The organism is Agrobacterium radiobacter, assembly GCF_040801995.1.
GTDB lineage: Bacteria > Pseudomonadota > Alphaproteobacteria > Rhizobiales > Rhizobiaceae > Agrobacterium > Agrobacterium radiobacter.
The window spans coordinates 1,034,349-1,047,140 of record NZ_JBEGHX010000002.1 but is presented as its reverse complement, the minus strand read 5'-3'; the positions used below and the strand labels follow the sequence as shown (position 1 = coordinate 1,047,140).

Sequence of the window (12,792 nt, the reverse complement as noted above, 5' to 3'; positions counted from 1 at the left end):
TCGACCTCCCCCCTTGAGGGGGAGATGTCCGGCAGGACAGAGGGGGGAAGCGCCACGCACTGAGAGGGCAAACCCATGCCCGTTGAAACAAAAACCACCTGTCCCTATTGCGGCGTCGGCTGCGGTGTCATCGCCACCGTCAACGACAATGGCGCCGTTTCCGTCAAAGGCGATCAGGACCACCCCGCCAATTTCGGCCGGCTGTGTTCCAAGGGTTCGGCTCTGGCCGAAACCATCGATCTCGATGGCCGCCTTCTCCATCCCGAAATTGACGGCAGACGGGCGACGTGGGACGAAGCCCTTGATCTCGTCGCCACCCGCTTTTCTGAAGCCATAGCCGAGCATGGCCCGGATTCGGTGGCCTTTTACGTCTCCGGCCAATTGCTGACGGAGGATTATTACCTCGCTAACAAGCTGATGAAAGGTTTCATCGGCTCGGCCAATATCGATACGAATTCAAGACTTTGCATGTCGTCTTCGGTCGCCGGCCATCGCCGCGCTTTCGGGGCTGACACGGTGCCCGGCACCTATGAGGATATGGAGCTCGCCGATCTGGTGATTCTCACCGGTTCCAATCTCGCCTGGTGCCACCCGGTTCTCTATCAGCGCCTTGCCGCCGCAAAATCGGCGCGGCCGGAGATGAAGGTCGTCGTCATCGATCCGCGCCGGACGATGAGTGCCGATATTGCCGATATGCATCTCGCCATCCGCCCGGATGGAGATGTGGCGCTGTTTGTCGGCTTGCTGGCGCATCTTGCCGATAGTTCTGCAATCGATCAAGGCTATGTGGAAAACCATACGGTCAGCTTTGGCGCTGCGATGCAGGCAGCAACCGAATACAGCCTGCCCGATATCGCCGAGACCACCGGCCTGACAATCGCCGAACTGATTTCCTTTTACGAATTGTTCGAACGCACGGAAAAAACCGTCACCTGTTACAGCCAGGGCGTCAACCAGTCGCAGAGCGGCACGGACAAGGTCAACGCCATCATCAATTGCCACCTTGCCACCGGCCGCATCGGCCGGCCGGGTATGGGCCCGTTTTCGCTGACCGGGCAGCCGAACGCCATGGGCGGACGCGAGGTCGGCGGACTGGCCAATATGCTGGCCGCCCATATGGCTATCGAAAATGCTGACGACCGTGATCGCGTGCAGCGCTTCTGGACCTCACCCGCCATTGCGCAAAAGCCCGGCCTCAAAGCGGTGGATATGTTCAGGGCGGTGGCCGACGGCCGCATCAAGGCGCTGTGGATCATGGCGACCAATCCGGTGGTTTCCATGCCGGATGCCGGTGCCGTCGAGGCGGCCATCAAGGCCTGTCCTTTCGTTGTGGTCTCCGAGGTCATGGCCAGTACCGATACGGCCCGCCATGCCGATGTCCTCCTGCCCTCGCTCGGCTGGGGCGAAAAGGACGGCACCGTCACCAATTCCGAACGACGGATTTCGCGTCAGCGCGGTTTTCTCGATGCTCCGGGTGAAGCGAAGGCTGACTGGTGGCAAATGGCGGAAGTGGGTCGGCGCATGGGTTTTGACGCAGCCTTCGCCTTTGGCCAGGCATCGGAGATTTTCGCCGAACACGCCGCTCTTTCCGGCTTTGAGAATGCGGGCAGTCGCGATTTCGATATTAGCGGTGTCGAACGGGATTCCTATGATGCGATGACACCCTTTCAATGGCCGAGAGCCGAATCCAGTGACGCCACCGTTACCCGCTTTTTCGCGGATGGCCGGTTTTATCATGGCGATGGCAAGGCGCGGTTCATAGCCACCGCCTTGCCGGACACCCGCAGGACGTCACCCGACTATCCGCTGACACTGAATACCGGCCGCATCCGCGATCAATGGCACACCATGACCCGCACCGGCAAAAGCGCGCGGCTTACCGCCCATATCGCCGAACCCTTCGCCGAGCTTCACCCGCGCGATGCGCAGGCGCTGGGAATTGAAAGCGCCGATCTAGTGGAGCTGGAAAGTCCCCATGGCAAGGTTCTGCTGCGGGCGCTGGTCAGCGAAAGGCAGGCGCGCGGTTCGGTCTTCGTACCGATGCACTGGAACGATCAGTTTGCCTCGCGGGCGCGCATCGATATGGTTGTGGCACCTGTTACGGATCCGCATTCCGGCCAGCCCGCTTCGAAAAACGTGGCGGTGAAGGCAAGGCGTTTTGCGGCGAAGGCCTATGGTTTTGCCATTTCCCGCACCCGGCCCGATGCGCCGGATTGCGCCTACTGGGCCATCGCCAAAGCCGATGGCGGCTATCGCATGGAGCTTGCCTTTGCCGAAGAGCCGCAGGACTGGACGCTCTGGGCGCGGCAGGTTTTCGGCATCGATGCCAGGATCGAGCCGCTGGGTTACAGCGACCGGCAGACGGGCGATCTGCGTCTCGCCTTTTTCGACGGCGAAACACTGCTTGCGGCACTGTTCATTGCCAATGAACCGGTGGCCGTTGCCCGCAACTGGGCGATCTCGCAACTTACTGAGCGCCACGAGGATTTGCGCATGCGCTTTGCGCTGGTCGCCGGGCGTCCCGGTGCGGGCCGGGCTGATCCGGGTGCGACGGTCTGCTCCTGCTTCAATGTCGGGGTGAACCAGATCACGGCCGCTATCCGTGATGGCTGCCACAGTGTCGAAGCCATCGGCAAGGCGTTGAATGCCGGAACCAATTGCGGCTCCTGCCGCGCTGAAATCAGGGGGATCATCGATGGATGCCTTAAAACCGCAGCGGAATGAACCGGCTCGTATGGAGAAGCTCGCCAAGTTGCCTGTCTTCTGGGGACTTGAGGGCAAGCGCGTGGTTTTGGCGGGCGGATCGGATGGGGCGGCCTGGAAGGCGGAACTGCTGCTGGCCTGCGGGGCGGAACTTCATCTTTATTGTGAGGAAAGCGAGCTTTCGGAAAGCTTCGCGACGCTCGTCGCAAAAAGCCCGATGCTGATATGGCATGACCGTTCATGGGGTGCGGATATTTTCAAGGGCGCGGAACTAGCGCTGGCGGATTGCGAGACCGATGAAGAGGCGGAAAGATTTTACCATGCCGCACGAGCGGCTGGCATTCCCGTCAATGTCATCGACAAGCCGGAGTTCTGCCAGTTCCAGTTCGGCTCCATCGTCAATCGCTCGCCGGTGGTGGTGTCGATTTCCACCGATGGCGCCGCACCCATCCTGGCGCAGGCCATCCGCCGGCGCATCGAAACCTTGCTGCCGCTGGCCCTCAAGGACTGGGGCGCGCTTGCCCAGACAATTCGCGAGCGCGTCAATCTGCGACTCGTGCCGGGTCCGGCGCGACGCTCTTTCTGGGAAAAATTCGTCGATCGGGCGTTCACCGAAAGGCTGGATGAAGGCAGCGAAGAACGGCTGCTTGCGGATATCGGAACGCAGGCCGGTCGGGTGGGTTCGCGCGCCGGGCTGGTGACGCTTGTAGGCGCCGGACCGGGCGATGCCGAACTGCTGACTCTGAAAGCGGTGCGCGCTTTGCAGGCGGCCGATGTCATCCTGTTCGACGATCTTGTTTCAGCCGAAGTGCTGGAACTGGCGCGGCGGGAGGCGAAGCGCATGCTGGTTGGCAAACGTGGTGGCCGGGAAAGCTGCAGGCAGGAAGACATCAACGAGATGATGATCCGCCTCGCCAAGGCCGGAAAACGGGTGGTGCGGCTGAAATCCGGCGATCCGATGATTTTCGGGCGCGCCGGCGAGGAGATCGCCGCGCTGGAGGCCGAAAATATCCCGGTCGAAGTCGTGCCCGGCATCACTGCCGCAAGCGCCATGGCCTCGCGCCTAGGCGTGTCCTTGACCCATCGCGACCATGCCCAGTCGGTACGCTTCATCACTGGTCATTCCCGGCAGGGGAAGCTGCCGGAGAATATCGACTGGCAGTCCCTGTCGAACCCCTCCGTCACCACTGTCTTTTATATGGGCGGACGAACCGCCGGCGATATTCAGTCCTGCCTGCTTGCCCAGGGAATGCCCGCATCGACACCCGTGGTGGTGATGATTTCCGTCAGCCGCGCCAATGAGCGACGATGGTGCGGTTCGCTTGCGCAACTGGCTGCCGCGGTCGAGAGACTGGGCGTGAACGAACCTGTGCTGATTGGCATCGGTGATACGTTCCATAACGCCTCCGCGGCATTTTCCGTTACCCGCAACGAGGAAGCCGATGCTGGGCCTGTTCAAAAAGCCGGCTAACAAGATTTTTGATGGTTTCCGCTAACCGGCGATCCTTCTCACCGTAAACCCTCCCTTGACATTGGTTTTTCGTTCGCTCTTCAATAAAACGAAAAAATTGAAAGAGGAGGGAGGGTGAAATGCTGCTCACACCGCGTCAGGATGAAATCGTTGCGCTGGCGAAAGCGAACGGCCGGGTGCTGGTCGATGAACTGGCGGCGCGGTTTTCGGTGACCCCCCAGACGATCCGCAAGGATCTGAACGATCTCTGCGATACGCGGGTGCTGACCCGCATCCACGGCGGCGCGCTCTTTCCAAGCGGCAATGAAAACGTCAAATACGAGGCGCGCCGCGCCATCGCATCCTCCGAAAAACAGGCGATCGGCGCCGCTGCCGCCGCCCTCATCCCCAATAACTCGTCGCTTTTCATCAATATAGGCACGACGACCGAGGCAGTTGGTGAAGCGCTCGCGGATCATCACGAGTTGATGGTTATTACCAACAACATCAATGTTGCCAACAGGTTGAGGGTTTTCCCCGGCATCGAAGTGGTGATTGCCGGCGGTGTCGTGCGCGGTTCCGATGGTGGTATCGTCGGCGAGGCGGCTGTGGATTTCATCCGCCAGTTCAAGGTTGATTTTGCCGTCATCGGCGTTTCGGCCATCGATGAAGACGGGGCTTTGCTCGACTTTGACTTCCGTGAGGTCAAGGTGGCGCAGGCGATCATCTCCAATGCGCGCCATGTCATTCTGGTGTCGGATTCGCTTAAATTCGAGCGCACGGCCCCCGTGCGTATCGGTCATCTTTCCCAGGTGCACACCTTCATTACCGATCATTGTCCTGTTGATTCCATCCGTACCATCTGTGCCGATCACGATGTCCGGCTGATCGAAACCGAGGGTCGCGACGCCTGATTCAAGGGGCTTTTTGATTTCGTTTGACATTCGTTTTGTCTTCGAATTAGATGGCTGTGCTTTCAATATATCGATGAGGAGAGCGTCGATGAAAGCACGGGAGGGTCCATGTCTGACGAGGCAATTCACGATATTTTCGTGATCGGCGGCGGTATCAATGGCTGCGGCATCGCGCGTGACGCCGTTGGCAGGGGCTATTCCGTGGCGCTTGCGGAAATGAACGATTTTGCCTCCGGCACCTCGTCCGCCGCGACCAAACTCATCCATGGCGGTTTGCGTTATCTCGAACATTACGAATTTCGTCTGGTGCGCGAAGCGCTTATGGAGCGTGAGGTGCTGTGGGCCATGGCGCCGCACATCATCTGGCCGATGCGCTTCGTACTACCGTTCCAGAAGGGTGGCGTGCGCCCGGCCTGGCTCGTGCGTCTCGGGTTATTTCTTTACGACCATCTCGGCGGCCGCAAGCTTTTGCCCGCCACACGCTCGCTTGATCTGCGCCGTGATCCCGCCGGAAAGCCGCTGAAGCCGATTTTCGCCCGCGCCTTTGAATATTCGGATGGCTGGGTGGACGATGCCCGTCTTGTGGTGCTGAATGCCCGCGATGCCGCTAATCGCGGTGCTTTGATCCTCAATCGTACGCAGGTGGTTTCGGCCCGGCGCGAAGGCGCCTTCTGGCGGATTGAAACGAAAAATGTCGCCGGAGAAGCCAAGACCCACCGGGCGCGCATGCTGGTGAATGCCGCCGGCCCCTGGGTGGACAAGGTGCTGTCTTCGACATTCGGTAAAAACAATGTCCACAATGTCCGCCTCGTGCAGGGCAGCCACATCATCGTGCGCAAGAAGTTTTCCGATCCGCGCGCCTATTTTTTCCAGAATCCTGATGGCCGCATTATCTTCGCCATCCCTTACGAACAGGACTTTACGCTGATCGGCACGACGGATCGCGACTATACCGCCGACCCCCGTGCTGTTAAGATCAGCGACGAGGAGATCAGCTATCTTTGCAATGCGGCGAGCGAATATTTCGCTGAACCGGTGGGGCCGGCGGATATCGTCTGGACCTATTCCGGCGTGCGGCCCTTGTTCGATGACGGCGCGTCAAAAGCGCAGGAAGCGACCCGCGATTATGTGCTGAAAACCGAAGGGGCGGAAGGCGAAGCGCCGCTTCTCAATATTTTCGGCGGCAAGCTCACCACCTATCGGCGGCTTGCCGAACATGCTCTTGAAAAAATCGGCGATGCGCTGGGTGAAAAGGGTGCGCCATGGACCGCGGGCTCGCATTTGCCGGGTGGAGATTTCGGTGCCGAAGCCTACGTCGCGGAAGTTTCGGCGCTGCGTTCACGTTACCCCTTTCTCGAAGAGCGTCATGCAAAGCGGCTTGTGCGCTGCTACGGAACGGATGCGACGGCGCTGATCGGCAATGCGACTGAGACGGCGGCGATGGGGCGGTTTTTCGGCGGCACGCTCTACGAGGCTGAGGTTCGCTGGCTGATGGCGAGGGAATGGGCGCTGACGGCGGAGGATATTCTGTGGCGCCGCACCAAGCAGGGGCTGTTTTTAACCCCCGAAGAGGTGCGTGGGCTGGAGGATTATATCGAAGATATTGCGGGTGAACGCTTGAAGGCAATCTGACGATCCGATCGAAAAGCGGAGGAGGCTTTGGATCACCATGCTTGAATTGCGAAACGTCTCGAAGATGGTTGGCGGTGAGTATCATATTCACCCGATCGATCTGACGTTGCAGCGCGGAAGCCTGAACGTCCTGCTTGGACCGACACTTTCGGGCAAAACGACGCTGATGCGGCTGATGGCCGGGCTGGACAAGCCGAGCGCCGGCGAGATCTTTTTTAATGGCGAGGACGTGACGGGCTTTCCGGTGCAGAAGCGTAATGTCGCCATGGTCTATCAGCAGTTCATCAACTATCCGGCGCTCTCGGTTTATGAAAATATCGCTTCGCCGATGCGGGTTGCCGGCAAGGATCAGGCGACCATCGACAGGGAGGTCAGGAAGGCGGCCGAGCTTCTGAAGCTGACGCCCTATCTAGACCGCACGCCCCTCAATCTTTCTGGTGGCCAGCAGCAGCGCACCGCGCTTGCAAGAGCCATCGTCAAGAACGCCAATCTGGTGCTGCTCGACGAGCCGCTGGCCAATCTCGATTACAAGCTGCGCGAAGAATTGCGTGAGGAACTGCCGCGCATTTTTGCGGAATCCGGTGCGATCTTCGTTTATGCCACGACCGAACCGTCAGAAGCGCTGCTGCTGGGCGGCAATACCGCGACGCTTAACGAAGGGCGGGTGACGCAGTTTAGCCGCACGATCGAGGTCTACCGGCGTCCGGTGGATATCGTGACCGCGGAAATCTTCGCCGACCCGCCGCTCAACACCATCGAGGTCATCAAGACGGGTGGGGCTTTCACCCGTGCCAATCAGGCCGTTGTCACGGTGCCGGCGCATCTTGCGGCCGTGCCGGACGGACCTTTGACCATTGCTTTCCAGCCGCATCATCTTTTCCCGCATGCGAAGGGTGAGGCGCGGCAATCCATCCGGGCGCGGACGCTGATTTCGGAAATCGCCGGATCGGAGAGCTTCGTGCATGTGGAATTTTCCGGCAGGCGCTGGGTCATGCTGGCGCATGGCATCCACGACATCGAACCGGACAGAGATATCGAGCTCTTTCTCGATACAAAACACCTGATGGCCTTTGACGCGAATGGCCGCGCCATCGGCGAAGCGGCGTAAGGGAGATCGGTCATGGCACGCATCACGCTCGATCATATCCGCCACGCCTATAATGCCAAGGCGCAGGCTGCCGGCGAATATGCCCTGAAGGAAGTTCATCACGAATGGGAGGACGGCGGCGCCTATGCGCTGCTCGGGCCTTCCGGCTGCGGCAAGACCACGCTGCTCAACATCATTTCCGGCCTGCTGCGTCCGTCGGAAGGCCGCATCGCCTTTGACGGAACTGACGTGACCGATTTTGCCACCGAAGACCGCAATATTGCGCAGGTGTTTCAGTTCCCGGTCGTCTACGACACGATGACGGTCTACGACAATCTCGCCTTTCCGCTGCGCAACCGGCATGTGCCGGAGGCCGAGGTGGACCGCCGGGTGCGGGAAATTCTCGAAATGACCGATCTTTCCGGCATGGCCAAACGCCATGCGCGCGGATTGACGGCAGACCAGAAGCAGAAGATTTCGCTGGCGCGCGGCCTGGTACGTTCCGACGTCAATGCCATTCTTTTCGACGAACCGCTGACGGTGATCGATCCGCATATGAAGTGGGTGCTGCGCTCGCAGCTGAAGCGCCTGCATCGCCAGTCCGGTTTCACCATGGTCTATGTGACCCATGACCAGACCGAGGCTTTGACCTTCGCGGACAAGGTGGTCGTCATGTATGACGGGCAGATCGTCCAGATCGGCACGCCCGCCGAGCTTTTCGAACGGCCGGGACACACTTTCGTCGGTTATTTCATCGGCTCACCGGGCATGAACGTGCTGCCCGCCAGCATCGAAGGGGCGACGGCGGTTGTCGGCGGCCTCGGCGTGCCGCTGGCAGGTGCGCCGAAGGTTGATGGAAAGCAGCGGATCGAGATCGGCATCCGCCCGGAATTCGTCCGGCTGGAACGGGGCGGTATGCCCATCACTGTTGACAAGGTCGAGGATATCGGCCGGCAGAAGATCGTGCGCGCCCGGTTTGCCGGCCAGAAGCTCGCGATCGTCGTTGCGGAAGACGAGGAAATTCCGGCGGAAGCGGGTGTTCGCTTCGATCCGGCCGCGATCGGTGTCTTTGCCGATTCCTGGCGCGTGAAGATGGGAGCCTGACCATGGAAAAGAGCTGGAACAACAAGGCGTGGTTCATGGTGCTGCCGGTGCTGGTGCTGGTCGCCTTTTCTGCCGTCATTCCGCTGATGACCGTCGTGAACTATTCGGTGCAGGATACGTTCGGCAATAACCAGTTCTTCTGGGCGGGAACGCAATGGTTCGAGGAAATCCTCAGTTCCGATCGCTTCTGGAACGCTCTCGGACGCAACCTGGTGTTTTCCGGCATCATATTGGCGATCGAAATTCCGCTCGGCATATTCATCGCGCTCAAGATGCCCAAATCCGGCATCGGCGTGCCGGTCTGCCTCGTGACGATGGCGCTGCCGCTGCTGGTGCCTTGGAATGTTGTCGGCACGATCTGGCAGGTGTTCGGCCGCAGCGATATCGGACTGCTCGGTTATTACGCCAATCAGCTTGGTCTTGACTATAACTACGTCAACGATCCGGTTGACGCATGGATTACGGTCATCATCATGGATGTGTGGCACTGGACAAGCCTTGTCGTGCTGTTGTGCTACGCCAGCCTTGTCTCCATTCCGGACGCCTATTATCAGGCGGCAAGGATCGATGGCGCGTCACGTTTTGCGGTGTTCCGGTACATCCAGCTGCCGAAGATGAAGCGGGTGCTGCTGATCGCCTTCCTGCTACGCTTCATGGACAGTTTCATGATCTATACCGAGCCTTTCGTCGTCACCGGCGGCGGCCCCGGCAATTCCACGACCTTCCTGTCCATCGATCTCGTGAAGGTCGCGCTCGGCCAGTTTGACCTCGGGCCTGCGGCAGCCATGTCGCTGATCTACTTCCTCATCATCCTGCTGCTGTCCTGGGTGTTCTACACCGTCATGACCAGCCACGACGCGGAGACTTGAGACATGAGTGCTTCGAACGTCACGACCGGTGTGGAACGTAATGGCATGGGTACTGGTTCTGCGGCAGTTGCTGCCTCGGTACGGCCTGGTTTTGCCGCAACGGCAAGGTCACGCCGTCACCATGGGCCGTCCAGGTTTTCCTGGCTGGTGCCGACGATCTATATCGTGCTGTTGCTCGTGCCAATCTACTGGCTCATCAATATGAGCTTCAAGACGAATTCGGAAATCGTGTCGTCCATGACGCTTTATCCGCACCAGCCAACGTTGCAGAACTACAGGACGATCTTCACGGATTCATCCTGGTATTCGGGTTACATCAATTCGATTACTTACGTCGTGATGAATATGGTGATTTCGGTCGCGGCGGCGCTTCCAGCGGCTTATGCCTTCTCACGTTACCGTTTTCTGGGCGACAAGCACCTGTTCTTCTGGCTGCTGACAAACCGTATGGCGCCGCCCGCCGTCTTCGCGCTGCCTTTCTTCCAGCTTTATTCGGCATTCGGTCTGATCGACACACATATCGCGGTGGCGCTGGCGCACTGCCTGTTCAACGTGCCGCTGGCGGTGTGGATTCTCGAAGGTTTCATGTCCGGTGTGCCGAAGGAAATCGACGAGACCGCCTATATTGACGGCTATTCCTTCCCGAAATTCTTCGTGAAGATCTTCATGCCGCTCATCGCTTCCGGCATCGGTGTCGCCTGCTTCTTCAGCTTCATGTTCTCGTGGGTCGAGCTTCTGATCGCCCGCACGCTGACGACGACGGACGCCAAGCCGATTGCCGCGACCATGACGCGAACCGTTTCCGCCGCCGGCATGGACTGGGGCCTGCTTGCCGCCGCCGGCGTGTTGACACTGATCCCCGGCGCGCTGGTGATCTGGTTCGTGCGTAATTACATCGCCAAGGGCTTTGCGCTGGGGAGGGTTTGACCATGACGAAGATGCCCGATTTTACCTGGATGGCCTGGACCTGGCAGACGGCTGCGTTTTTCGGCGCCATTGCCGTGCTGCTCGTCGGCATGTGGTTCTGGGAATATCTCTCGCCCGGCGGCAATCCCCGCTTCGGCATCTTGCGCTTCGAGACCACGCGCGGCGACCGGTTGTTCATCTCGCTGCTCGGCAGCGCCTTCATTCATCTCGCATGGCTCGGGCTGGTCGGCCCGAACCTGTGGTGGGCTCTCGCTCTGTCTGCGGTCTACGCCATCGGCGTTTTCCGTTTTGTCTAGAGCAGGAAAAAGGTGCGGCGGAGGAAAACCGCACCAGCAGACTTCATGCAATCGCAAACCCTTGGGAGGACTGATATGCGACGGCATCTGATGACGACGACGGCGGCCATGCTGCTGGCAATGACGGGTTCCGCTTTCGCCGGAATGGAGGAAGCAAAGCAGTTTCTGGACAAGGAAATCGGCGATCTCTCGTCGCTTTCGCGTGGCGATCAGGAAAAGGAGCTGCAATGGTTTGTCGATGCCGCGAAACCTTTCGCGGGCATGGAGATCAAGGTCGTTTCCGAATCGCTCACGACCCATGAGTATGAATCCAAGGTTCTGGCTCCGGCCTTCACCGCCATTACCGGTATCAAGGTCACGCACGACCTGATCCAGGAAGGTGATGTGGTCGAAAAGATCCAGACCCAGATGCAGACCGGTCAGAACCTCTATGACGGCTGGGTCAATGACAGTGACCTCATCGGCACCCATTGGCGTTACCAGCAGGTGCGCAACCTGACCGACTTCATGGCCAATGAAGGCAAGGACGTCACCAATCCCGGTCTCGACCTCAAGGATTTCATCGGCAGCGCCTTTACGACGGCGCCGGACAAGAAGCTCTACCAGCTTCCCGACCAGCAATTCGCGAACCTCTACTGGTTCCGTTATGACTGGTTCAACAACGAAAAGAACAAGGCCGATTTCAAGGCCAAATATGGTTATGACCTCGGCGTGCCCGTCAACTGGTCGGCCTATGAGGATATTGCCGAATTCTTCACCGGCCGCGATGTCGATGGCAAGAAGGTCTTTGGCCATATGGACTATGGCAAGAAGGACCCGTCGCTCGGCTGGCGCTTCACCGATGCCTGGCTTTCCATGGCCGGCAACGGCGACAAGGGCCTGCCAAACGGTCTGCCGGTCGATGAATGGGGCATCAAGGTCAACGACAAGTCGCAGCCGGTCGGTTCCTGCGTGGCGCGCGGCGGCGATACCAATGGTCCGGCTTCCGTCTATTCCATCGAGAAATATCTCGAATGGCTGAAGAAATATGCGCCGCCCGAAGCGCAGGGCATGACCTTCTCCGAATCCGGCCCGGTGCCGGCGCAGGGCAACATCGCCCAGCAGATCTTCTGGTACACGGCCTTCACGGCAGATATGGCCAAGCCCGGCCTGCCTGTGGTGAACGAGGACGGTTCGCCGAAATGGCGCGTCGCACCTTCGCCGCATGGCGTCTACTGGAAGGACGGCATGAAACTCGGTTATCAGGATGTGGGTTCGTGGACGCTGATGAAATCCACCCCCGACGACCGCGCCAAGGCCGCCTGGCTTTACGCGCAGTTCGTGACCTCCAAGACCGTGGATGTGAAAAAGAGCCATGTGGGTCTGACCTTCATTCGCGACACCACCATCCACCACAAGAGCTTCACGGACCGGGCCACCAAGCTCGGTGGTCTCATCGAGTTCTATCGTTCACCGGCCCGCGTGCAGTGGTCGCCAACCGGCACCAACGTTCCTGACTATCCGAAGCTGGCACAGCTGTGGTGGCAGGCGATCGGCGATGCGTCTTCGGGCGCAAAGACGGCTCAGGCCGCAATGGACTCTCTCTGCGCCGAGCAGGAAAAAGTCATGAGCCGTCTGGAACGTGCCGGCGTGCAGGGCGATATCGGTCCGAAACTGGCGGAAGAGCACGATATCGAATACTGGAACAAGGATGCCGTTTCGAAGGGCAATCTGGCGCCGCAGTTGAAGATCGCCAACGAAAAGGAAAAGCCGGTCACCGTCAATTACGACGAACTGGTCAAAAGCTGGCAGAAGTAATTTCTGCATGAAA

The 12,792-nt window shown here is 59.5% G+C and carries 10 protein-coding genes; all 10 read left to right on the top strand.

Translation table 11 applies throughout. The features are described 5' to 3' along the window. Positions 1–75 precede the first annotated feature (75 nt). A complete protein-coding gene (locus MRBLRC7O_RS18695) occupies positions 76–2,724 on the top strand; it encodes a nitrate reductase (RefSeq protein ID WP_111820632.1) in 2,649 nt (882 codons plus the stop codon). Continuing rightward, positions 2,696–4,174: a siroheme synthase CysG gene (gene cysG / locus MRBLRC7O_RS18690; RefSeq protein WP_020812586.1), complete on the top strand. Its 1,479-nt coding sequence runs from the start codon at positions 2,696–2,698 to the stop codon at positions 4,172–4,174. Before MRBLRC7O_RS18695 ends, cysG begins: the two co-directional genes overlap by 29 nt. Positions 4,175–4,293: 119 nt before the next feature. Beyond that, complete coding sequence (locus MRBLRC7O_RS18685; RefSeq protein ID WP_003505873.1) at positions 4,294–5,067, top strand: DeoR/GlpR family DNA-binding transcription regulator; 774 nt, start codon at positions 4,294–4,296, stop codon at positions 5,065–5,067. Between the two features lie 108 nt (positions 5,068–5,175). Further along, entirely contained in the window at positions 5,176–6,699 is a 1,524-nt protein-coding gene (locus MRBLRC7O_RS18680) for a glycerol-3-phosphate dehydrogenase (protein ID WP_003505883.1), read from the top strand. Between the two features lie 37 nt (positions 6,700–6,736). Continuing rightward, a complete protein-coding gene (locus MRBLRC7O_RS18675; RefSeq protein ID WP_080864677.1) occupies positions 6,737–7,807 on the top strand; it encodes an ABC transporter ATP-binding protein in 1,071 nt (356 codons plus the stop codon). A 12-nt stretch (positions 7,808–7,819) separates the two neighbouring features. Continuing rightward, complete coding sequence (locus tag MRBLRC7O_RS18670) at positions 7,820–8,890, top strand: ABC transporter ATP-binding protein (protein WP_003505886.1); 1,071 nt, start codon at positions 7,820–7,822, stop codon at positions 8,888–8,890. Positions 8,891–8,892: 2 nt separating this feature from the next. Next, positions 8,893–9,759 carry a carbohydrate ABC transporter permease gene (locus MRBLRC7O_RS18665; protein WP_003505888.1) on the top strand — a complete coding sequence of 289 codons (867 nt, stop codon included), beginning with the start codon at positions 8,893–8,895 and terminating at the stop codon, positions 9,757–9,759. 3 nt (positions 9,760–9,762) lie between these two features. Further along, entirely contained in the window at positions 9,763–10,686 is a 924-nt protein-coding gene (locus MRBLRC7O_RS18660) for a carbohydrate ABC transporter permease (RefSeq protein WP_003505890.1), read from the top strand. Between the two features lie 2 nt (positions 10,687–10,688). Next, positions 10,689–10,982, top strand: a complete 294-nt coding sequence (locus MRBLRC7O_RS18655) for a DUF2160 domain-containing protein (protein ID WP_003505892.1) — start codon at positions 10,689–10,691, stop codon at positions 10,980–10,982. A gap of 75 nt (positions 10,983–11,057) precedes the next feature. Continuing rightward, positions 11,058–12,779, top strand: coding sequence for an ABC transporter substrate-binding protein (locus MRBLRC7O_RS18650; RefSeq protein ID WP_003505894.1), 1,722 nt, complete (start codon positions 11,058–11,060; stop codon positions 12,777–12,779). Positions 12,780–12,792: the final 13 nt, after the last annotated feature.